Source organism: Candidatus Margulisiibacteriota bacterium (assembly GCA_041650635.1).
In the GTDB taxonomy this organism is placed as follows: domain Bacteria; phylum Margulisbacteria; class WOR-1; order JAKLHX01; family JBAZKV01; genus JBAZKV01.
The window spans coordinates 58,101-79,268 of sequence record JBAZKV010000003.1 but is presented as its reverse complement, the minus strand read 5'-3'; the positions used below and the strand labels follow the sequence as shown (position 1 = coordinate 79,268).

At 43.0% G+C, this 21,168-nt stretch carries 23 protein-coding genes; all 23 read right to left on the bottom strand.

Annotated elements, in window-relative coordinates; all coding sequences use genetic code 11:
- Nucleotide 1: 1 nt before the first annotated feature.
- From WC490_01390 to WC490_01280, 23 genes are read right to left on the bottom strand one after another with little or no spacing between them, the layout of a single operon-like run.
- Nucleotides 2-1,150: a GNAT family N-acetyltransferase gene (locus WC490_01390; protein MFA5097264.1), complete on the bottom strand. Its 1,149-nt coding sequence runs from the start codon at nucleotides 1,148-1,150 to the stop codon at nucleotides 2-4.
- Complete coding sequence (locus WC490_01385) at nucleotides 1,140-2,183, bottom strand: DegT/DnrJ/EryC1/StrS family aminotransferase (protein MFA5097263.1); 1,044 nt, start codon at nucleotides 2,181-2,183, stop codon at nucleotides 1,140-1,142. The genes WC490_01390 and WC490_01385 overlap by 11 nt, the downstream gene beginning before the upstream one ends.
- The gene (locus WC490_01380; protein MFA5097262.1) at nucleotides 2,168-3,088 is read right to left on the bottom strand and encodes a polysaccharide deacetylase family protein; all 921 of its coding nucleotides are present in this window, start codon (nucleotides 3,086-3,088) and stop codon (nucleotides 2,168-2,170) included. Before WC490_01380 ends, WC490_01385 begins: the two co-directional genes overlap by 16 nt.
- Nucleotides 3,089-3,097: 9 nt before the next feature.
- The gene (locus WC490_01375) at nucleotides 3,098-3,952 is read right to left on the bottom strand and encodes a glycosyltransferase (protein ID MFA5097261.1); all 855 of its coding nucleotides are present in this window, start codon (nucleotides 3,950-3,952) and stop codon (nucleotides 3,098-3,100) included.
- Nucleotide 3,953: 1 nt separating this feature from the next.
- Nucleotides 3,954-4,802 (bottom strand): dTDP-4-dehydrorhamnose reductase, encoded by an 849-nt coding sequence (rfbD, locus tag WC490_01370; GenBank protein ID MFA5097260.1) that lies wholly within the window; start codon nucleotides 4,800-4,802, stop codon nucleotides 3,954-3,956.
- A 12-nt stretch (nucleotides 4,803-4,814) separates the two neighbouring features.
- Nucleotides 4,815-6,425 (bottom strand): CDP-glycerol glycerophosphotransferase family protein, encoded by a 1,611-nt coding sequence (locus tag WC490_01365; protein MFA5097259.1) that lies wholly within the window; start codon nucleotides 6,423-6,425, stop codon nucleotides 4,815-4,817.
- Entirely contained in the window at nucleotides 6,425-7,090 is a 666-nt protein-coding gene (locus WC490_01360) for a cyclase family protein (GenBank protein MFA5097258.1), read from the bottom strand. The genes WC490_01365 and WC490_01360 overlap by 1 nt, the downstream gene beginning before the upstream one ends.
- A complete protein-coding gene (locus WC490_01355; GenBank protein MFA5097257.1) occupies nucleotides 7,077-7,730 on the bottom strand; it encodes an HAD family hydrolase in 654 nt (217 codons plus the stop codon). Before WC490_01355 ends, WC490_01360 begins: the two co-directional genes overlap by 14 nt.
- Nucleotides 7,717-8,622, bottom strand: a complete 906-nt coding sequence (locus WC490_01350) for an NAD(P)-dependent oxidoreductase (protein MFA5097256.1) — start codon at nucleotides 8,620-8,622, stop codon at nucleotides 7,717-7,719. The genes WC490_01355 and WC490_01350 overlap by 14 nt, the downstream gene beginning before the upstream one ends.
- On the bottom strand, nucleotides 8,619-9,539 hold the full coding sequence (locus tag WC490_01345) for a phosphoglycerate dehydrogenase (GenBank protein ID MFA5097255.1): 921 nt from the start codon (nucleotides 9,537-9,539) through the stop codon (nucleotides 8,619-8,621). Before WC490_01345 ends, WC490_01350 begins: the two co-directional genes overlap by 4 nt.
- Before the next feature lies 1 nt (nucleotide 9,540).
- Nucleotides 9,541-10,521, bottom strand: a complete 981-nt coding sequence (locus WC490_01340) for a class I SAM-dependent methyltransferase (GenBank protein ID MFA5097254.1) — start codon at nucleotides 10,519-10,521, stop codon at nucleotides 9,541-9,543.
- A 1-nt stretch (nucleotide 10,522) separates the two neighbouring features.
- Complete coding sequence (gene kdsB, locus WC490_01335) at nucleotides 10,523-11,299, bottom strand: 3-deoxy-manno-octulosonate cytidylyltransferase (GenBank protein MFA5097253.1); 777 nt, start codon at nucleotides 11,297-11,299, stop codon at nucleotides 10,523-10,525.
- Nucleotides 11,296-11,973 carry an acyltransferase gene (locus WC490_01330; protein MFA5097252.1) on the bottom strand — a complete coding sequence of 226 codons (678 nt, stop codon included), beginning with the start codon at nucleotides 11,971-11,973 and terminating at the stop codon, nucleotides 11,296-11,298. Before WC490_01330 ends, kdsB begins: the two co-directional genes overlap by 4 nt.
- Nucleotide 11,974: 1 nt before the next feature.
- Nucleotides 11,975-12,724 carry an aldolase/citrate lyase family protein gene (locus tag WC490_01325; GenBank protein MFA5097251.1) on the bottom strand — a complete coding sequence of 250 codons (750 nt, stop codon included), beginning with the start codon at nucleotides 12,722-12,724 and terminating at the stop codon, nucleotides 11,975-11,977.
- A gap of 16 nt (nucleotides 12,725-12,740) precedes the next feature.
- The gene (gene pseI / locus WC490_01320; protein ID MFA5097250.1) at nucleotides 12,741-13,760 is read right to left on the bottom strand and encodes a pseudaminic acid synthase; all 1,020 of its coding nucleotides are present in this window, start codon (nucleotides 13,758-13,760) and stop codon (nucleotides 12,741-12,743) included.
- Nucleotides 13,750-14,232 carry a GNAT family N-acetyltransferase gene (locus WC490_01315; GenBank protein MFA5097249.1) on the bottom strand — a complete coding sequence of 161 codons (483 nt, stop codon included), beginning with the start codon at nucleotides 14,230-14,232 and terminating at the stop codon, nucleotides 13,750-13,752. Before WC490_01315 ends, pseI begins: the two co-directional genes overlap by 11 nt.
- A gap of 1 nt (nucleotide 14,233) precedes the next feature.
- A complete protein-coding gene (locus WC490_01310; protein MFA5097248.1) occupies nucleotides 14,234-15,001 on the bottom strand; it encodes a TIM barrel protein in 768 nt (255 codons plus the stop codon).
- 7 nt (nucleotides 15,002-15,008) lie between these two features.
- Entirely contained in the window at nucleotides 15,009-15,740 is a 732-nt protein-coding gene (locus WC490_01305) for an acylneuraminate cytidylyltransferase (GenBank protein MFA5097247.1), read from the bottom strand.
- Nucleotides 15,740-16,759: an N-acetylneuraminate synthase family protein gene (locus tag WC490_01300; GenBank protein MFA5097246.1), complete on the bottom strand. Its 1,020-nt coding sequence runs from the start codon at nucleotides 16,757-16,759 to the stop codon at nucleotides 15,740-15,742. The genes WC490_01305 and WC490_01300 overlap by 1 nt, the downstream gene beginning before the upstream one ends.
- A gap of 3 nt (nucleotides 16,760-16,762) precedes the next feature.
- Complete coding sequence (locus tag WC490_01295) at nucleotides 16,763-17,947, bottom strand: N-acetyl sugar amidotransferase (GenBank protein MFA5097245.1); 1,185 nt, start codon at nucleotides 17,945-17,947, stop codon at nucleotides 16,763-16,765.
- The gene (locus WC490_01290; protein ID MFA5097244.1) at nucleotides 17,944-18,768 is read right to left on the bottom strand and encodes an imidazole glycerol phosphate synthase cyclase subunit; all 825 of its coding nucleotides are present in this window, start codon (nucleotides 18,766-18,768) and stop codon (nucleotides 17,944-17,946) included. Before WC490_01290 ends, WC490_01295 begins: the two co-directional genes overlap by 4 nt.
- Before the next feature lie 3 nt (nucleotides 18,769-18,771).
- Complete coding sequence (gene hisH, locus WC490_01285; GenBank protein MFA5097243.1) at nucleotides 18,772-19,395, bottom strand: imidazole glycerol phosphate synthase subunit HisH; 624 nt, start codon at nucleotides 19,393-19,395, stop codon at nucleotides 18,772-18,774.
- Complete coding sequence (locus tag WC490_01280; protein MFA5097242.1) at nucleotides 19,392-21,164, bottom strand: hypothetical protein; 1,773 nt, start codon at nucleotides 21,162-21,164, stop codon at nucleotides 19,392-19,394. The genes hisH and WC490_01280 overlap by 4 nt, the downstream gene beginning before the upstream one ends.
- Nucleotides 21,165-21,168: the final 4 nt, after the last annotated feature.

Here is a 21,168-nt window from a genome sequence, read left to right as displayed (position 1 = left end):
TTTAGCTTTCTTTTTTAATAAGATTTGATGTTGTCTTGATCCTTGAGTAGGTTCTACCGATAATTGTTTTTAACAGCATTTCTTTTAGCGATTTTGACATAAAGACCTTGATCCTTGAAGATATATTTCTGTTTAGCATAATAACGCCATACAGGTCCTGCTGATCTTTGGTCCAAAAGTACTTGTACTGCTCATTCCCTCTTAATAGATCAAATATCTTAAACCTTCTGCTGATCGCATTTTCTATCAGTTTGGCCAGCAGCAGTTTGCCCGGAGAATATTTTGCGTACTCGGGATTATAGGTCGGCGTATACCAATAATATCTATCTTCATATGTAAACCCGTAATGCATGGCAACAATATTGTTGTCGAGCCGCAGGACAGACAGCTCAAGCAGGCCGGTGTCATCCAGATCTTTTGCAAGAGATGTGTATCTTTCCGTAAGGGCCCTGTCATAGAACTGGCTGGCCATTTTCTGGTCTTTCCATTTCTTTTTATGCAAAGAAAAGAAATTCGGCAGCAACGACAATATTTCATTGCTATTTTTATAAACATCAAATTTGATCTTCGCGGTCTTTTCGATATTGTTCATTTGACGGGTAACATCGTGCCTTACTTTTTTATTCAAACTTCTTAAATACTTATCATAGCTGTCATGAGCACCAATATTAACTATCACAGACACATCCTTTTTGTCAAAAACCATATCATTTACATCTGCGCCAATATTACGCCAATACTTCAAATTAGATGAGTCGTTCTTTAAATATATAAATTCGGCCCAATCCCATAATGAAGAAGAGGATTTAATTTGCGCCATCAATCTGTTAAAATTCGCAGCATGGTCACTTACTATCATAAAATCCATATAATCCGAAACATCATGCGCGATAAATTGAAGCTTTCGCACTTTTATTATGCGAAACAGCTTTTTGTTAAGGATCATCATCGGAGCAGCAGCAGCTATTTCCCCGTCATGAATGACCAGGATGACAAACAGGTCATGGCCGCGCCCGTAATGCTTCCACCAGTTTAAAAGCCATTCATGCCTCAAAAAAAACAGGTTTGAAGAGCTCTTTTTAAGGGCAAGATTCCATTTGTCTTTTAACGCTTCAAACTCGTCAAAGCTTTTAATGACCTTAATTTCCATATTTTCTCCAGACGGGGACCAAAACCACCTGCTTGTAGAAATCGGGATACTTGGTCAAATTGGACGGCAGGGTCGGCCAGGGGCAGCAGCATGCGCCCTTATCATACATTTCTTTGATAAAGCCTTTAACATCCTTTGAATAAACGGGAAACGCATAAGGGACAACCCCATCCGGTAGTTCCTTGAATACCGGTTCGGCACTTTTTATTTCCTTAATGAGAGCTAAGAACATCTTTCTACGGTTTCTTTTGATCTCGTCATAATTGCTTCTTTTTGCTATGGCCTGGCTGACCGCTGATTGCTTAATCAAGTATTTGTCCAGATCTTTTTCTTCTTCTATCCCTTCATCCATTGGCTCGTAAGATTCTTTCCTTCCAATGATCATTTTTACAATTTTAACCGGACTGATTCCCGACAGATTCTCAAATGCCGCCCTGACCTGTCCAAACAAGTATTTCACTTCCCCTCTGTCATTGTTTAAAACGGGACTGATATCAGACGGTATTGACGGATTGTTAAGCTTAAGTGCAGCGCCGTTTGGTACCGGAAGGGTCTTTCTTATGCTAAAGATAGAAATATCCCCAAAACTGCCTAAAGGCCTGTCCTTGCTGCAGCTCAAATAACCGTGAGCGTTATCTTCAATGTAAAATATTTTTTTTGTCCTGCAGAACTGTTTAATTTCATCATGCTTTGTCGGAAAACCAAAATAATTAACTGCCATAACCGCCTTAACACCTTTTCCGGTTTTTGAAGACAGATCGTCCATATCAGGAGACATATCGCGCCGCACGCCGTAATACTCCGCATTAATACCCAAATAGTTAAGAGGGGCAAGCATAACATTGCAAATATATGAAGGAAGCAGCACAGTGTCCCCTTTTTGAATGCCCAACGCCTTTAATCCGCACATAAGCGCTGTTCTTGCATAACCAAAGAAAAAAACATCCCCGTCATTTAGCGGCTGCGGATACCCCTTCTTTGCCGCAACAAATGTTTTGAGGTCCAATATGGGAGTGATCAGGGTTTTACGCATTTGTCGTGGATCTTCCTTAGTATTTTTTTGAACAGAACCGGCATTTCCGATATCTTTATTCTATACATAATAAAACCATCCAGGCTGGTAACAGCTAATCTTGGCAAAGCATAGATATCGCATCCCTTGCGGACCTCCCATTCAAAAGTGGAAAAAGCCAGTTTAAAACCATTCCGTTTTAGGATGTCTTCATGAACATTGGTAAAATCCGATATCCCGCCGTGCGGGTATGAAAACACATCCGCTTTGGATCCTAGATTGTCCTCAACCGCTTTTTTGGATCCCAATATTTCAATTTCTGCCTCATTATCTGAAATATTTGTAAGCCTGATATGTGTTTTTGTGTGTGGTTGAAAAGATATCCCCGAACCGATCATTTCTCTGATCTCTTCCCATGTCAGGGCAGACCTGCCGATATTTTGCCCCTTCACCTTATACTTGGCTTTAACTTCTTTTAAGTATTTGACCTTTTCCTCATCACTTAGTTCCACCATATACAAAGCTTCTTTTATGTAGGCCTCCGGAGAATCCATTAAATACAACTCTAATTCTTCCCACCAGAAAACCTTGTTCGATCCGATAAAATCAGTTGGAATAAAAACAATAGCGGGAATGTCGTGTTTTTTTAATATCGGATATGCGTGCTCGTAAATATCCGTTGAGCCATCGTCAAATGTTAATAGCACCGATCGTTTTGGAAAAACAAAGCCGTTTTTAACACATTCTATGAATTCATTCTTCGACAACACATTACAATTCTTTTTCAGGAACGCCATCTGTTTTTCAAATTCATCCAAATAAACAGCTAAACCGGTATTCGGATATCTTTTTCCCCCGGAAAGACGGGGCCTTATCCTGTGATACATAAGAACAGTGCAGCAATTATTTTTTGACAAAATAGACATAGCCGCCTCCTAAAACAATACGGACATCAGCGCTTTAATAAAATACCGCAAAGATCCGCGCAGATCTGAAGGATACATCATTTTTGAATTGGAAAGATACAATCTGAACATTCTTTTTCTGATAGCGATAAGATCCGCAAGCCCCTTTTTTTTAAGCCTTGAGTAATTTATATCAAGAACGCGGCCTTCATGGTCGCACATCATCCCCAGATTGTTCGAAGAATAGTTGCCTTCATGCAAAACATAGCATCCCAGCGGCTTTTTTAAGAAAGAAAACTTAAAAGAATTGAGCGCAAGACGCAGCCAATAATCGTAATCTTCCACAAAATGTATGTTTCTAATATCTTCTGAAAACCCCCCTATTGAATCAAAGGCTGCTCTTTTTATGGATGTTGCAGAAGTGGACAGGCAATTTCCTTTATATAAAAGCTGTCTGAACATGTCTTTTGAATAAGGACCATATTTTGAAACCGAGTATTTTTTGCCATTCTTGATAATATCCTCGTCATTACAAACAATCATCAAATCGCTGTCCGAATCAAACACTTTCGCTGTCATTGCAAGTTTTTCAGGATACCAGATATCGTCCTGGTCCAAAAGAGCTAAAACATCCCCTTCCGCACTGCGAATAGCCGTGTTCCTAGCGCCGCCAAGTCCCTTGTTCTTCTGATAGACATATTTGATTTTTAGTTCAGGATGGGATTGTGAATATTTTTTAATAATGTCAGCTGAATCATCCGTTGAGCCGTCATCGCATATTACGATCTCAAAATCCCTGAAAGTCTGTGAGGACACGCTGTCAAGCGCGGTTCTGATATATTTAGCCCCGTTATAAAGCGGGATTATTACACTAAACTTTGGCAAGCTATTTGCCCCATTCTGAGATATAGGCTTTTAAAGACTTGCGCCAATCCGGCATGGGATTTTGGCCCATAAGCTCCAGCTTATAATTTGCCATGGCTTCCGATTCGGCTCTGGGGGCGGGCAAAGGGAACCTGTCGGATGAAACAGGAATGATCTGTGTTTTTTTACCGATTATCTTTGCTATTTCAAGCGCGATATCATATCTTGTGCAAGAGCCTCCACTGTTTCCCAGATGGTACAACCCATAATTCCCGGTTTTTATTATCTTTTTGATACCCTCCAAAAGATCTTTTGCAAATGTCGGGGTCCCGAATTTGTCATTTACAACCTCTAAGTTATCCTTTGCACCAAACAGTTCTATCATTTTTCCGACAAATTTTTTATCGAGCTTGGGTCCGCCGCCTATCATCCAACCCGCTCTGAATATGTAAAAATCATTCAAAAGATCCTTTATAAGCCTTTCACCCTCGTATTTGGCCTTGCTGTAAATGTTCTGCGGGTCAGGCATGTCAAATTCCGTGTTCACATACCTGCCTTTGCCGTTAAATACGCCTCCCGTACTTATGTGGATCATTTTTGCCCCGTACTTTTTGCAGGCAAGAGCAACATAATAGGCACCCATTGCGTTGACCCTGTAGGCATGATCTATCTGGGTCTCGCAGAGGTCAACATTTGTCTCCGCAGCAAGATGAAGAACAAAATCCGGCTTATGTTTTGATACCAGGCCGAACACTTTATCCTTATCCGTCACATCCATCTCGGGAATGTCGGTCATGACCAGCTTTTCACCGTCAAAGACTTCTTCCACATATGATCCAACCATCCCTCTGGCGCCGGTAACTAGCAACATGTTTATCTCCTTTTATAATGACCCGTCATTTAATGCTATCAAATTTACTATACGCTGCGTTGCTTTTCCATCCAACAAGAAAAAGGTGTCCTTTATCAGCTGCGGCCAATTCCTCCTGTAAGAAGGAAAATCTCCTGTGTTAAGGGCAGCTTCGTCAATAAAAGTCTCCAGCTCATCCACGCTGGCAGCGTAAGGCGCTGCAGGAACCTCAAAAAAACTGCTCATGTCAATTATACTATCGGTGCGCAGACAAATAACGGGACATCCAAGAGCTATAGCTTCGTCGGCTGTTATCGAATATGTGGTAACAAGGACATTTGAGCGAAGGATCAGCTGATGGACATTGTCATGTGATTCAGAAATATTTTCATATAGTTTTTCATCCAGTAAACCGGCCACCGGACAGTTAGGATGGGGCTTTATGCAAAAGTGCAGGTCTTTCCTTTTTGCCGCGACTCGCACAACAGCTTCTATTATGGCTTTTGTATCGCCTGTTGACAGAACCGTGGTGACCAGTACTATCTTTTTATTCTTTGGCAATTCAGTTTCTATGCCCTCTTGTTTTAGATAGAACAATTTGTCGGATCTGGGAGAGCCCAAGACAAAACTTTTAATTTCCGGATAACCGCCTTCGATCAATACTCTCCTGCCCATCTCACCCTGAAATATGAATGCGTCGCTTACAGGCATCCCTTCCGACAACTCGCTGGGGCTAAAAGCGTACCACAGCTTCATAGGTGTGATCGAAGCATGCTGAAGCGCATATGTATAAACACCTAATTTCTTTGCCTCATAAAAGAGCACTCTGGACTGCGGATATGTCTCATGGGATGAGACAAGGACCTTGGCACCTGTTGATTTAAACATCCTGCCGCAGGACCTTGTCAGAAGAAGCATTTCCGAAAATCCTTCCCCCGCATACGTCTTTCTTAATTGAGGCTTAAAACAGAAAGAAAGATCAGCGCCGTAATAATCAAAGGATTTTTGAAACAGATCATTTTTCTCCATAAAATAATATCTGACGTATTGTCCTGCTCCCAATGAATCTATCAGGTCCCTTATTCCGATATAGTTTTCCAAGAACACAACACCCGATTTTTTAAGGATCTCCCTGTCCGATATTATTTTTTTTATGCTTCCATAGTAGAAAGAAAAACAAAGTGCATTTTCTCCAGAAGCTTTTGCGGTCCTTTCGGGGATATCAAACAGATATCTGTCAAAAAGGCCCTTTGGGGTCCCGTTTGATATTATTCCGAACAAGGTATAAAAAAGAGTTTTCGCTTTTTCGCGTTTAACTCCAACAAATATCCTGATAAGAATTACCCGAACTGCCATCTTAACAACAAACTTGAGCCTGGGAATAAAATCCTTGAGCAAATTGAGTCCGGAGATCTTAACAACCGAGATCTTTTGGCCTGCCTCCAGTTCGCACAATCTTTGGAACAAGCCGTTGTCCTCGATCTCTTTTTTGTGCATTTCGCTGGCCCACCAGAGAGAAAGCCCCCCGTCGAGTAAAAACAGCTGCCTGAAATCCTTTCCGTTTTGAGTGTATTCTTTTGGCCAGCGGTAGATAAAGTCGATGTATTTTGAGCGCGCATTTAACATGGTCTCTTTGCCGATCATTATTTAAACTCTCCAACAACTGTTGAGGGGAGACTGTCGAGCCCGCTTATGATAAGGGGGAATGCGAACACTCTTTTTAAACCTTTAAGGCTTTTTGAAAGGTCCATATCCTCGATCAGCATCAATGGTTTTCTGTTTTTATTTCTCTTAGAAAGAAGTATTCTGTGGACTTTTCTTCCGGCAGGCCTGTCCGAATAAGAGGATACAGACACTGAATCAATACCTACCGCTTTCAAAAGTTTAAACTTTGCTGCAATATACTCGGCGGCTTCAATCGAAATTCCCGGATTATTATACGAATAATCCTTTGTTTTGCGTTTTTTTGAAAATCCCGTGTTCAAGATAAGGAGGTCGCATTCTTTATTGACTTTAAGAAGATCGTTCTTTGTGACAAATCCTCCTGCTTTTTTAAAACAGTTAAGGACAAAGGGGCGCTCAAAAACGAAAGAACCTGCATCAAACATGTTTATATCGTCGCCCTTTCCGTAAAAATGCCTTGGCCCGTCAATGTGCGTGCCCAAATGATTATCCATAGAAAAGGAAAACGTATTGCACGAATCCCCCTTCACCAGGCTTTTACCGGCAGAGACCGTAAGACGGGAAGAATTGCCGTATGAAGGCGTATTTCTTGAAAGGTTGTGCGATAGAAATCTATATTTTGCCATCGGCTGCCAATCTTTCCATTCCAACAAGGTCATTTATCTTAAGTTTTACCGGCAGAGTATTAAAAGGGTCACTTCCCCGGGTTATCCTGCCAATAAATATTATGCCCGTATCCTTGATCCCTTCATAATCATCTATAGAATCACCTACAAATGCGGTTTCGTCAGGCTTTAGGCTGTAGTTTTGAAGGATCCTTCTGTTAAGTACCGATTTTTTGTCGGGAGATCCCAAAACTTCTATAAAATACGGGCTCAAACCTCTGTCATTTACTATAGACTTGATCTCCCCGTCAGGCGTTCCGGAAACAATAAAGAACTTATATTCATCTTTGTGCTTTTGCAGGAACTCTTTTGCTCCTGTAACAAACGGGCACTCGACGACCTTTTTGTAAACATAGTCGGTAAGGTCTTTGCTTAGCGACAATTTTTCTTTCTCGTTTATCTTCTTATTCAGGAATAGTCTATAAATATTCTCAAATTTTTCCATCCTTCCCATCCCGCCGTGCGCCAGATGGTATTCCACTATCTGTGCGACCTTATCGGGACGATCCCTAAAGATATGGGCAAAGCCGTCCGCCTTGATGCCCATGGATTCAACAATTACTCCGTCAAAATCAAATATTATTGCTTTAATCTTTGACATAAACTCCCAAATGCTTTTTGTGGGGAGCATATTCCTTATAAAGATCTTTAAGCATATAAAGGATCCCCTGCCCAAGATCTATATAGTTCTCACTCGCGATCTTTTTTGCAAGTTTTGGATTGAACGTGAACGGTGTTATCTCATAGTGCTCGTTTGATTCAACGGGCTTATACTGGATCTCGACCTTATTCTTAAGCATTTCTTTGACCATTACAAGAAGGTCTTTGATCTTGATCTGATTACGGCCAGAAATGATCACATACTGGCCTTTGTATTCATCGCTCAAAACATCAACGCTCATCTTGGCCGCGTCCTTTACATGAATATATTCCCTCAATTCCTCTCCGTCGCCGCGGCGCTCGATCCTGTTCTCCATGAGTGCCTGTTTTAGAGCCCTGTGTATCCAGTTGGTATCATTTGACCTTGGTCCGTAAAGAGAGCCGTAACGCAGGACAGTAAAATCAACGCCGTAAATTTCTTTATAACATTCACAAAGAAGCTCGCATGATTGCTTGCTCGCCCTGTAAAACGATCCGGAATCACTGTAAACGTAAAGAGTGCTGGCCATAACATATCTTTTCACCTTGTTTGCCCTGCAGGCTTCAAGTATCACAGTGCTTCCTAAAATATTGCTTTTTACAGTTTCAAGCGGTTTTGCTTTAGCTTCTCCCAGATCGGCCATCCCCGCGTAATTGTAAACGATCTCATGACCTTTTACCGCGTTAAGGACCACCTTTTCATCAGTGATATCCCCGGTTATTGACTTCTGCCCTTCCTTAAGATACTTTGACACCTCCCTGTCAAAGACCGTCACCTGGTGCCCCTTTTCGGTAAGAGCATCCGCCACGTGGCTGCCCAAAAACCCGGAACCTCCGAATACTATTATTTTCATACATTCTCCTCCAGTAATTTTAATAAATTCCGTACCGATTGGCGCTCCATCAATATTCTTGACTCAACTGCATAAGATCCTATATGCGGAGTAAGCACAACGTTTTCAAGCTCTATAAGTTTGCCTTTATACGGTTCTGTTTCAAAAGTGTCTATCCCGGCTCCGGCAAGATGTCCTGATCTAAGCGCTTCAAAAAGAGCTTCTTCGCTCACAAGTCCGCCCCTTGAAATATTAAATAAAAACGCGCCTTTCTTGATCGTTGAGATGTTATCCTTTGTCAGCAAAGCTCCTTTTGTTTTGTCATAAGGAAGATGCAGGGATAATATTTCACATGAAGACAGCAACTCTTCAAAAGGCATGAATTTGGCGTTTTTTACAATATCATTTTTCACCTGGTCAAAATAATATATTTCAGCGCCAAAAGAAAGCAAAAGAGCCGCAACCGCCCTGCCTATCCTTCCAAAACCTATTATCCCGGCCTTTTTCCCCTTAATTAGATTCCCCATGGGTTTCTTCCAAATTCCTTTTCTGATATCTCTATCCGCCTTTGTCACTTTTCTCATCACATCTATCATAACTCCAAGGGTTAGCTCGGCTACCGCGTCCGTCGGGGCATCGGGAGTGTTTGCCACTTTTATACCCAGACTTTTTGCCGCCTCAACATCAACGTTGTCCATTCCGGCACCGCACCTTGATACCGCCTTAAGGCTCTTCAAGGCGGCAAGGGATCTTTTGTCCAGTTTTTCGGTCCCGGCAATTATTCCGATGCAATCTGAACATATTCTGGGGATCTCTTCTTCCTTAAGCTGCCTTCCAAGTTCATTAAAAACTATTTCCATCCCAAGCTTCTTGACCGGATCAAGAACGGTGGGGTCATATTTTCCAAATGATGTTGTAGTAACGGCGATCTTCGTCATATTATTTAACCTTTCTTGCGACCACTCTCATGTGAGAGCTCATATTGCTTTCCGATATCCATTTTTGAAGGGCGGATTTTGCTTTTTCGTCAAGCAAAGCAACTTTATCCCACAACTTTCCTGTGCTCGCTTTCTCTTTTTTTATCATCCCATCCACAATGTCCCAATCAAGCTTTCCGGGAGTCGTGACAGAAATTATTTCAAAACCATTATTTTTCATAAGACCGGCTATCGAACCGGTGTTAAAGAAATTCAGATGATGCGGAGGACTGACGCTCTTTGATCTTTCCCATAAAAGCAGAATATCAAACCCCTCTCCGTTAAGAGTGGTAAGGACCAGATGGCCTCCCGGCTTTAAAAGGCCGTTTATCTTTTTTAAGAACAGCGAGGGGTTATGCAGGTGTTCAAACAGTTCAAACGCGGTCAAAATGTCAAAAGAACCGTCTAGATCTTTTACATCTTCTACACTTTGCTGTCTTACCTCTAACCCCAGGCTGCGGCATATACCTGCCATTTCTACGGACGGCTCTATCGCGTAGTATGTCGAGTCCGGCCTCAATTTTCTAAGCTCTTCCAGGAACAGCCCAAACCCCGCGCCAATGTCCCCCACATTCAAATGCGAAGTCGCGGGTATCATCGGAGCCACGTCCTGCGCTCTGGGCTTAAAGATCTTTTCTCTTCTTATCTGCGCAACCGGTTTAAAGAATTCATTTACCCAAAAGTTTGTCGACGGGGATCTTGAATAGAATTCGTCAAGCACGGAGAAAGGAGGCCTTGGGTTAACAAAAAGAGTATTGCAGTTTTTGCAGGAAACGTAATTAAATCCCAGCTTTTTGAACTGCTCAACAGATCTTTTATCTCCGCATGCGGGACAAGGGCCTACTTCAAATCTTGAAAAATCAAAAAAGGTTTTCACATCCTCTTCCACAAGTTCAAGATATTTGTTAAATACTTCCCGTTTTCTTATTTCTTCTTCCTTCAAATCATTTCTCCTCACGATATTTTTTACATAAAGGATCGTCCTTCATGGCTTTTTCAACTTCTTTTAGGTCTTCGGGCGTGTCAACACTGTATGTTTCGTCCTCACAAAACACCATCTTCACTTTATAGCCGTGTTCTAGAACTCTTAGCATGTCAACAGATTCAATTATTTCCAGAGGGGTCGGCTCAAGAGAATTAAATTCTATAAGAAAGTCCCTTCTAAAGGGTATTATGCACACCTGTTTCATCATCGGTACGCTCTTTGCTCCCTTTTTCCATGACGGGATGGCCTCTCTAGAAAAATACAGGGCGTTGTTGTGAATATCCGCTACCACTTTGACTTCGTTGGGGTCCTCATGCTCCTGTCTTGTCCGAAGCGGAGACATCAGGTTCGACACCAGAGTTGAAGGATCATTCTTAAACGGCTCAAGAGCCAGATCGATCATTTTCGGCGTTGTCATTGGCTCATCCCCCTGGATCATTACAAGGATATCGATCTTTTTACCTGTCTCTTTCTCTATCTTGGTCATAGCTTCCGCGGCCCTGTCGGAGGCCCGCTCATGCGAATCTTTTGTCAGTACCGCTTTTGCGCCGATAGAAGCTGCGTAATCCATTACTTCCTTGTCGCAGGTAGCGATATAAACTTCATTCATAGACTTGCTCATCTTACATCTAAAATAAACGTGGCCTATCATGGGCATTCCCAGTATTTTCTCAAGAGGTTTTCCGGGATAGCGGGATGATGCCATTCTTGCAGGGATTATTCCTATTATATTCATTTACTTCCTCCGGATAGATTTTTAATCACTCTCGCAGGAACTCCCGCAGCCACTACATTGGCAGGAATACTTCCTGTAACAACGCTTCCGGCGCCTATTATGGAATTTTCTCCTATATTTGCGCCTTTGAGGATTATAGAGTTCATCCCTACCCAAACATTCCTGGATATTGTCACGTCAGCATCAGATTCAAACCCCGGATTAACAGCTCTGTTTTCCGGAGGCCAGTAAGCGTGAAAATCGGAATCAACTATAACAACATTGGGAGCTATCATCACGCCCTGGCCGATGCTTATCGTTTTTGACCTTGAAGTAATGGAAGTTCCATTTAGGCCCGAATTACTTCCGATCAATATTTTGGAATTTGGATTCCAAGTCCTCAATCTGACGGGGGAATAGATCGAGCTGGCCGTTCCTCTTTTAGAAGACGAAACAAAAGAAACGTTGTCGCCTATTTCGATCGTGCTTTTCATGGCTCTTAAAATATCTATCGGTCCGTAACATTTCACTTTTTTTCCGGCCTTAACTCCGAATATCCGGGCTTTTATCCTAAAATTGACCGTGCCCCAAAACCCGCTCCACCGCTTGAACGTTTCAAAATAGGCGTGACTGTTCATATCCGCCAAAGTTATTTCTTTTTTCAGGATCTTGGACAAAACCGTGATATACCTCATTTTATTTGGGTCCTTTTGACGCCTCTATGCCTTTTTGCAAAAACACCGTATCCATTCCGTATCCGATAAATCTGAAACCCTGTTTTATCCTTTTCTTTAACTCTGCCGGATTTGCATTAACTATATGTATGCCCAACTGTTTCTTGTTCTCTTTAACTTTTTTAATTATTGTCCGGACTGTTTGTTCAAATCTCTTATCGTTGAACTTGCCGGGGATCCCCATTGAACCGCTTAGATCGTAAGGCCCGATTATTACCGAATCTATCTCTTTAACAGATAATATTTCATCAAGATTGTTTACCGCATCGATATGTTCTATCTGTACAACTAAAACACTGTCTTTATTACTTCTTTTTATATAGCCGTTAAAATCCCTGCCGTATCCGTGCGCTCGGCCCAGACCAAAGCTCCTTTTTCCCTCGGGAGGGTATTTAAGGGCTTCAGCGGCTTTAACAGCATCTTTCTTTGTATTTATCATAGGAACTATTATTCCGCCGGCACCCGCGTCCATAACCCGCCTTATAGTGCTGGGATCGTTTTCATTAAGCCTTACCAGCGCTGAACAATTTGAAAGGTCGATGACTTGGATAAGCTTATAAACGTCCTCTATTCCTATCAAGCCGTGTTCCATATCTATGGCAAGCCATTCAAAACCTGAACCTGCCATTGTCTCGGCAATAAATGTATTTGGAACCTGTATCCATGAGCCCAGCGACAGCACATTTCTCTTAAGCTTTCTTCTCAAATCCATAAAGTCCTCCTTTTTTCTATTTAAAATAATCTTTACATATCGGCTCGCCAAAAGCTATATCTTTCCGGGCGGTCTTCCCCAATATATCCCCGTAGTATTTTGGAGACAATCCATGCCCCGGCCTTATTATCCTGACATTTGTATTTGTTAATTTTTCGCCCTTTTTAATATCCTTGACCGCGTAAACCGACCGCCTGAACATTAAAGATGCTTTCTCATTATCGCCGGGACCGTATTTAACGCTTCCCAAGGAATCAAAGGCTCTTGCGGCTTCTTTAACAAGATTTCTCATTTCTTCAGCCTCTATTGAAAACGCGGAGTCCACTCCGCCGTCTTTTCGCGACAAAGTAAAATGCTTTTCTACCGCAACGGCGCCCAGCGCTATAGATGCTATGGCCGCTCCTATTCCAACGGTGTGGTCCGAAAGCCCGACTTTGCATTTAAATTTTGCCGCCATGTCGGGGATCGTCAAAAGGTTTGAATCTTTTGGCTCCGCGGGATAAGTGCTTGTACATTTCAAGATCATAACCTCGGGACAGCCGTTCGATCTGGCACAAGTTACCGCTTCTTCTATCTCTTCTGCCGCGGCCATCCCTGCAGAGATAAGCATCGGTTTCCTTGTCTTAGCGGCCTTTTCTATCAGGGGAAGGTCAACTATTTCAAAAGAAGCTATCTTATACATCGGGCAGCCCAGGGCCTCAAGAAAATCCACCGCGGTCCCGTCAAAAGGAGTGCTGAAACCCGTTATTCCTTTTTGGCGGCACCTTTCAAATATCGGCTTGTGCCACTCCCAGGGCGTTGATGCCTCTTTATAAAGGTCATACAGCTTCTTGCCTTTCCAAAGGCTTTTATCGTCATTGATGATAAACTCGTCCCTGCCGCAATCAATTGTCATAGTATCAGCCGTATATGTTTGTATCTTTAGCGCGTCAACGCCGCAATCTGCCGCGGCATCAACGATTTTCAAGGCTCTTTCCAGGCTGTGGTTATGATTACCCGACATTTCTGCGATGATAAAGGGACGATTATTCATCATAAAGTTCGCCCGCCTTTGACATGATTATTATCAATTCTCCGGAATTTGAAGTGTACTCTAAAAGCTTTTTATATCCCGCCTTTTCAAACGCTTTTACCGAATTCGGATTGGTGTTCTTTATCCTGGCTATCAGTATTTTGTAGCCGCCGGCTGTTAACTCTGTCCGGCTAAAAAGCCGCAAGATTTCAGGGCCAAATCCTTTTCCTCTTGAATCAGGGGCCAGATTGATGCTTATCTCTCCGGAATATTCATTAAGCCTGTCAACCCTCACAACCCCGATCTTTTTTCCTTCGGATTCGGCAATGATCAGGTCCCTGTCTGGATTTTTGAGAGAATTATTAAACCATTTGTCGTGGTCGGTATCTTTAATGGGTCTTTGATCCAGGCTCATGTTTCTTACTGCAGGATCGTTCCTCCATTCAAAAACATCGCGGCAGTCCATAATTTCCGCTTTTCTTAATATGATGCCCACTTCACATCTTCCTCTTCAGAAAAGATATATCGGCAATAAAGTCGTCCAGATCATTTTTGCTGTTCTTCTTTGTCTCAACCGTGATCATTGATCCCTGCGGGATCAATGCCAGGATCTCTTTAACAGGATAGTTCCCGTTCCCAAAATTCTTATGCTGGTCCCTTTGCCCAAAAACGTCCCCGTCGCTAAAATGATACAGCCTGGGATTAAGTTTAATGAATTGTTTTAGATAGATCTTATAATCTATATTTCCGGAATTAGCAGAGCAGATCGCGTGCCCAATATCCAAGCAAAATCCGGCTCCGCTTTTTTTCATTATCTGTTCTATGGCTTCAGGAGAATTGCCGTTACATATAAGGTCGCTGTCCAGTGCCAGGCGGGGCTTATTTTCAACTACTATCCGTTTATCTGACAATGCCTTTATTTGAGCGGCGGATTCATTATCATCACCGTCAACCCCGGGATGGAAGATTATGATACCGGCCTCCAGCTTGTCTGCAAAACTGACAGCCTCTTGCGCCAGTATTTTATTATTCTCTCTCATCTCTTTCTTGGCAAGGTTCATGCCTCCCAGGTAATGGGGCGCGTGGATGACAAACGGAACCCCCTGTTCTTCTTTAAGTTTTTTCCATATATCCGAATGGTCCTTAAAAGTGCCCGGAACTGAATAAAGCTCGATATAGCCGTACACACCCTCTTTATAGAGCTGTGCCGCGCTGTTGTACTGATCTTCATTCTTTGACCATATCTTTAATCCAAAATTAAACATGCTATTTTTATTTCCAGAGATACAAGGTCTGATTATTTGACGCATTGATCTCTTTAAGACCCGGTTCTTTTTCAAACAGTTCAATTATGTCCGATATAGAGAACAGAGGATCTTTTGCATGCAGTTTTTCCCAGATCGTACGGACCAGAATAAGGTCTTGGGGCGTATCCACGGTCAACCTGATGTCCGCTCTACAGAGTTTTTCGGGCGCTTTGATCTTTTGTATCTTGAATTTATCCGGGTTTTCCGAGATATAAAGGGTGCACAGCTCGCTTCTGTGCCTGTCCTCCCCGTCATTGTGTGCCCTTTTCATTGCAGACAGGCTTATCACTTCAAGAAAAGCACCCAGAGGCAGATGTTCAGTAACGGTAATGTCCGCCGAATTCTTAATATGCAGGGATATAAGCTCGTCAAGGTTTTCCCAGTACACATACGGGTTTTCGGTAGTGGTTCTGACCACAATATCGGTTTTAGCAAGGTCTCCGCCTTTTATCAGCCTGCCAAGGACATCTTTTTGATCGCCGATCACATATCTTAAGCCGTTCTTTTTTGCCAGGTCAATGAACACATGCTGTCCGGGTTCATCGCTTATTGCCAGCACTATCTCATCAAGCTTTTTTGCTTTCCTTAGCCTGCTTATAAGATGAAGGATTATCGGCATATCGTTGATTAGCTGCATCGGCTTTCCGAACAGGCGGGTCGATTCAAGTCTGCAAGCCAGAACAGCGGTCGATTTCATTATTTAAGGTCCTTTCTTTTTACGGGCGAATATTTTTCAATTGCGGCAACAGCGGTTTTCCCGATAAATGGGTCTATCTCTGTAAGATTGTCTTCACCGGAATCATTTATGCGCTTGAGAGCCACGTTCTTGTAACTTATCTTTTCCCCCGCCTTGATGCTTTCGGAAGCCGTTAGGAATTTTTTGTGCTTTTGTCTGTATTCGGTTTCCTTTTTTGAAAGCTCCAAAGATCTTTCCCCTCTGGATTTGGATGCCATATTCACGGCAGAGAGCATCTGCTTCAATTCCCCCGGCTCAAGCGAAGAAAAATAATCCGGTAATTTTTTTGACCTGTCAAGCGTTAAATGCACTTCCACAGCCTTTGCGCCGGCCGCAACCGCAAGCCCCGGCACCAGGACAGCTTCTTGAGAGCCGCCTTCAAGATGGGGAGCAAATCCTACGGGGACAGAAAACTCATCATTCAATAATTGTATCTTTGCCAAAAAGCTGTCCTCCGGCTGCGTGGGGTATGACTGGATACCAAACATCAGCATTATCTTGTCCGTGCCGTTCTTTTTAAGAATGTCCATCGCTTTGTGTATCTCACTGACGTAAGATCCTCCGCACGACAGGATCACAGGCAATTTCATTTTTGCTATTGATCTAAGCAGCTCATAATTTGAAATATCCGCGTTATGCACCTTGATCCCGGCAGCGTTAAGGTCAAACGCTGTATTAGCGCTCTCAAGGCCAAAAACATCAAAAAGGACGTCAAGCCCTTTATCTTTGGCATGTTTGACAAGCCCTTTCCACGTCTCTAGCGGCATCTGAAGCTTTTTATAAAGCTCATAATACGAAAAATCCGGGACCGCCAGCTCATCTGCGGTAAAAAGCTGGAATTTTATCGCGTCAGCTCCCGCATCGGCCGCGGCATCTACGATCTGTCCGGCTATCTGCGCGCTGCCGTCGTGGGCGTTGGCCATTTCTAAAATGACATAAACGCCGTTGTTCTTTTTGTTAAACACTTCCTCGATCTTCATTTTTTAGAGCTCATTATTGGGATTGTCCCAGATATGGTCGCATTCCCACTGGTCATTCTTGTCTTTTCTCCACACTTTTTTGTTCCTCCACCTGTCGCAGATCTCATCAAATTCCTTTTTTGTATATCCCGTCAAATCCAACCATCTCGGGAGGTCTTCCGAAGGATATGCCGGATCATGGACCTTTACAAGTTCAATGGCTTTTTCTCTGGTCAAGACGCCGCTTCTGCAGTCAAGGCTCGCATCATCGGTGCATCTTCCGTAACCGAATTTCATGAATTTTAACCAGTCATGTATGCCGATCTCATGCATGTCGTCTATTCCTCCGAAGATCCTGTACGTTCTCTGATACGGCGACCTTTTGGGTTCCCAGCCGTAATTGTCAACCACGAACTTTGTGAGCTCATGCTGTTCCCACAAATAATAGTTGCCAAGATACATTCCTCTGACCCCAACCCTGTCAAGGTCCTTATCCTCAGGATATTTCGACCAAAGCATATCCATCTCAGTCAATCCTTCTTTGTTGTCTTTTACAAGATCAAACCATTCATATCCCCTTTGCGCATGCTCCGTCCTGAATTTTCTTGTCATCTCAATAAAGTCATTGTATGAATACATCCCGTTCCTGTAGACGCCGGGAGGCTCGCCCCAAAAAAGCAGGGGGATGTTGAACTTTACGGCTATCTGGACCGGGAATGAAAATATGCCGGAGTGCATATACCATGTCATGTCCCCGGTCTTTTCAAAGCCCACTCTGTGAAGTTTTTTTAACGCGGGCCTGCCAACGTGGAATATGAGGTGGTCGCAGTTAAAAAGATGCTTCATCCTGTCCAGATTGCCCTGCGCTTCGGGAAGATAGTTGTCCCCGTGAAAAGTGACCAGCAAAGGTTTAAGCCCCAGCTCTTTTGTTATGATATGAGCCTGGTAATAGCTGTCCTTGCCCCCGCTTACCGGGATAATGCAGTCGTATTGATTTCCCTTGTTCACATAGGGCTCTATTATCTTTTTGAACTTCTTCTGCCTCTGGATCCAGTCTATTTCATGATAATGCTCTCTTCCCACCGTACAACCGGAACACTCCCCCGTCTCATCAAACTCGATCCCCTGCGCGTAGTTTGACGGCACCACGCACGACGTGCACCAGAATATTTTTCCCGCCTCATACCTTTTCTTTTGGGCCTGGTTCATTCTACTGACTCCTTTCCTAAATAATCGTTCAGCTCCCTCACATTGATCCCCGCTTCTATCATAACCCTTCTTGCGTTCCTGTCGCTCAACTCCCTAAAATTAAAGATGTTTGCCGCGGCAACAGCCGAAGCCCCGCCCTCAACCACGCCCTCAACAAAATGCTCGTATTCCCCCACTCCTCCCAGCGCGATGACCGGAAGATTTGTGGCCTTTACGACCTGCTTTACCATCTCTATCTCATAGCCCGACCCTGTGCCGTCCCTGTCTATGCTGTTTAAAAGTATCTCTCCCGCGCCGCTCTCTTCAACAAATTTTGCCCATTTATCCGGGGCCCAGCCGGTAGGTTTTTTTCCGTTATGGCTGTATACCTCATATGTGCCGTCCGGATTTTTCTTTGCATCAATGCTTACCACTATGGCCTGGCTTCCAAACCTTTGGGCCGCCTGCTTTATTATTTCCGGATTTTCAAAGCACACCGAATTGACCGTTATCTTGTCCGCGCCGTTCTCAAATCTTATCTTCATGTCATCGATCGTCCTTATCTTGCCCCCGAACGTCAAAGGCATAAAACAGGATTTGCTTATGACCTGCAACACCTCAATAATACTAGAAACACCCTCTAATTTCTGGTCATCCCTCTTAAGATCGTAGACATCATCCCTTGTGATGTCAATAAATATCAATTCATCAATGGACCAGTTATTGTACCTGGCCGTCTGTATCAAAGGATTGCCTATTGACTGGTGCCGGGTAAACTTATAGCTTCTCACTAAAAACCCGTTCTTCAATAATAATATAGGGATCAGCCTTGTCTTTAACATATTTTATGCCTTAATATAGTTCTCTAAAAGCTTTAGACCGGTCTGCTGGCTCTTTTCCGGGTGAAACTGCACTCCCATCACATTTCCGCTCCTGACAATGCCCGCGTATTTACCGCCGTATTCATAATAGCCAAGTACATTCTTTTCATTCTTCGGAAAGCAGGCATAGCTGTTCACATAGTAAAAGCATGACCTGTCTTTGATGTCTTTCATAAAGGTGTCATCAGGCCTTACGATAGTCGTGTCATTCCATCCGATATGAGGAAGCCTTAGCCCAAAGTTATCGCTCATCATCCTCTTAACTTCTCCGCTTATCAGATGCAGCCCTTCGTTTTCTCCAAACTCATAACCTTTGTCAAACAGCAGCTGCATGCCCAGGCAGATCCCCAATAGTTTGGTCCCGGACAATACAAGGTCTTTGATCTTTTTGTCAAAACCCGTCTCTTTAAGGAGCCTCATGCCGTCCCCGAACGCACCCACTCCCGGCAGGATCAAATACCGGCAATCATCCCCGGCCTGGTCTGCCCGCGTCAGGATCTTGACATCACACTTCAGTTCTTCAAAAGCGTTCTTTACGGAGCTGATATTGCCAAGGCCGCAGTCAATAATATTTATTTTATTTTTCATCGGTTTTGCCTGCCGGTGGCCAACAGGTGTCTGATCAGGTCTATCCCCCTGTCGTCCGCAAATTCGTCAAATCCTCTGATCTCCTTTTCAGGAATAACATCAAAGACCGAATCCTGTCCGTTAACGATCAAAGATATCTTCTTGATCAGTTTTTCACTGTCGTCAAATGCCACAGCATCCTTATATTTTTTGCTGAAAGGATGATTATATGACGCCTGGTCAAAATACAGCCCCTCTATACCGCATATTATCGCTATCGTCGCGGAACTTGTCATCCCCTGCGTTATCACGATATCCGAGATCCCTATCGCCTCGATAAAGGACCACTTGGTCTCATCTATTATATAAACATTATCCATGCCGCTCATCTGCACTTTTAACACTTCATATCTTTCTCTATAGTGCCCTGTAAGATTTACAAACAGGTATTTACCTTTCGGCTTAATAATTATCGTATTTTGCCTTTGATCTTGGGCGGTCTTGAGAATAGTTTCCCAAAAGCTCACAAAGTTGTCCTGCGTCATTTTTATCTCACCGCCAAAGGCTTCATCTATGAATGTGATTATTTTCCCCTTCTGCTTTATCCCCATTTGCGCTATTACATCATTTTTACAGTTTTTGATATCATGGATAAACTTCTTAAAAACATAACCGGCAAAATAAGGGTTAGCGTTTTCGCCTTCAACACCTATCAGATGGGCCTTTCCCCACATTAAAAAGTTATCGCAAACAAGATCCGAGAGCAGATATGTGTCTATGTTTATTGAGTTATCCGACCAGTGCATCAAATAATATTTAACTCCGTGGTCCTTGCAGACGATGGATTCAGGGATATGGTTGGCAGAAAAATAGTCGTGGCCCAATTCTGAAATGACCTCATAATTAGAAAAGATCTTTTCATACGGAATAGCGATCCCCGTAAAAAAGACACTGGTATTTAATATAAAGGTAAAGTTGTTAGACGTTATTTCACCCAGCAGGATAAGGATATTTGAGATGAGATATTTTGGCAGTATCCTTGCCGCAAAGTCTGCTGCGCTTAACCGCAGAGATGGAAGATAAAAACTGCTATATTGAGAGTTTAATGCGTCCTGCCTTGCCATCGATCTTGAGTCGCATTTACCCGATACTCCCCTTGAGAAAAAGAGCATATCATCTCTTTTTATCATGTTCCCGTCAACCAGGAAATCGTCGTGAAAATATTTTCCTCCGCTGGTTTTTAATCCCCACAATGATTCCCGCAGCACCTTAAATTTTCTTTTCTTTTGATAAAGAGCAATACCCGGCTTAACCGAGTTCTTTACTATCGACATAAAGCAGATAAGGACCCCCAATAATCTTATAAACAGATTACTTTTCCTTACCCATCTGATATTGGGACATCTCCCGAACCTGGACGTGTATTCCCCAAAAGCCGTCCTGTTGATAGGGCTGTCTTCAAGAGTGATCTCTTTAATTGGGGCCGTTTCACTGCTGCATTTTTGATCAAACATCCTGAACATTTCCAGAAAATACTCGGTTGCCCTTCTTCCAACGAGCTGTTCAAACCCGTCTGTATGGAACAGCGTGTTCATCTTTCCGGCAAAACCCGTCTTTTTCAAACTGTTCTTCTCAATATATTCCTTTGATATGCGCAGAAGGTCGGAATTTATCCATTCCATATATTCTTTGCTCTTCTGGGTAATTGAACAAGACTGCCAATCCGCAGAAGAAAAAGGGTCCTTAAAGATCAATTGTTTCACCGATCTGATCAAGCTATTTATTTGCATACCG

What these genes read in the sequence shown, in the direction of transcription:
- WC490_01390 (MFA5097264.1), bottom strand. Translation starts at nt 1,150, where the DNA reads ATGGAAATTAAGGTCATTAAAAGCTTTGACGAGTTTGAAGCGTTAAAA.
- WC490_01385 (MFA5097263.1), bottom strand. Translation starts at nt 2,183, where the DNA reads ATGCGTAAAACCCTGATCACTCCCATATTGGACCTCAAAACATTTGTT.
- WC490_01380 (MFA5097262.1), bottom strand. Translation starts at nt 3,088, where the DNA reads ATGTCTATTTTGTCAAAAAATAATTGCTGCACTGTTCTTATGTATCAC.
- rfbD (MFA5097260.1), bottom strand. Translation starts at nt 4,802, where the DNA reads ATGTTGCTAGTTACCGGCGCCAGAGGGATGGTTGGATCATATGTGGAA.
- WC490_01365 (MFA5097259.1), bottom strand. Translation starts at nt 6,425, where the DNA reads ATGATCGGCAAAGAGACCATGTTAAATGCGCGCTCAAAATACATCGAC.
- WC490_01360 (MFA5097258.1), bottom strand. Translation starts at nt 7,090, where the DNA reads ATGGCAAAATATAGATTTCTATCGCACAACCTTTCAAGAAATACGCCT.
- WC490_01355 (MFA5097257.1), bottom strand. Translation starts at nt 7,730, where the DNA reads ATGTCAAAGATTAAAGCAATAATATTTGATTTTGACGGAGTAATTGTT.
- WC490_01350 (MFA5097256.1), bottom strand. Translation starts at nt 8,622, where the DNA reads ATGAAAATAATAGTATTCGGAGGTTCCGGGTTTTTGGGCAGCCACGTG.
- WC490_01345 (MFA5097255.1), bottom strand. Translation starts at nt 9,539, where the DNA reads ATGACGAAGATCGCCGTTACTACAACATCATTTGGAAAATATGACCCC.
- kdsB (MFA5097253.1), bottom strand. Translation starts at nt 11,299, where the DNA reads ATGAATATAATAGGAATAATCCCTGCAAGAATGGCATCATCCCGCTAT.
- WC490_01330 (MFA5097252.1), bottom strand. Translation starts at nt 11,973, where the DNA reads ATGAGGTATATCACGGTTTTGTCCAAGATCCTGAAAAAAGAAATAACT.
- WC490_01325 (MFA5097251.1), bottom strand. Translation starts at nt 12,724, where the DNA reads ATGGATTTGAGAAGAAAGCTTAAGAGAAATGTGCTGTCGCTGGGCTCA.
- pseI (MFA5097250.1), bottom strand. Translation starts at nt 13,760, where the DNA reads ATGATGAATAATCGTCCCTTTATCATCGCAGAAATGTCGGGTAATCAT.
- WC490_01310 (MFA5097248.1), bottom strand. Translation starts at nt 15,001, where the DNA reads ATGTTTAATTTTGGATTAAAGATATGGTCAAAGAATGAAGATCAGTAC.
- WC490_01305 (MFA5097247.1), bottom strand. Translation starts at nt 15,740, where the DNA reads ATGAAATCGACCGCTGTTCTGGCTTGCAGACTTGAATCGACCCGCCTG.
- WC490_01300 (MFA5097246.1), bottom strand. Translation starts at nt 16,759, where the DNA reads ATGAAGATCGAGGAAGTGTTTAACAAAAAGAACAACGGCGTTTATGTC.
- WC490_01295 (MFA5097245.1), bottom strand. Translation starts at nt 17,947, where the DNA reads ATGAACCAGGCCCAAAAGAAAAGGTATGAGGCGGGAAAAATATTCTGG.
- WC490_01290 (MFA5097244.1), bottom strand. Translation starts at nt 18,768, where the DNA reads ATGTTAAAGACAAGGCTGATCCCTATATTATTATTGAAGAACGGGTTT.
- hisH (MFA5097243.1), bottom strand. Translation starts at nt 19,395, where the DNA reads ATGAAAAATAAAATAAATATTATTGACTGCGGCCTTGGCAATATCAGC.
- WC490_01280 (MFA5097242.1), bottom strand. Translation starts at nt 21,164, where the DNA reads ATGCAAATAAATAGCTTGATCAGATCGGTGAAACAATTGATCTTTAAG.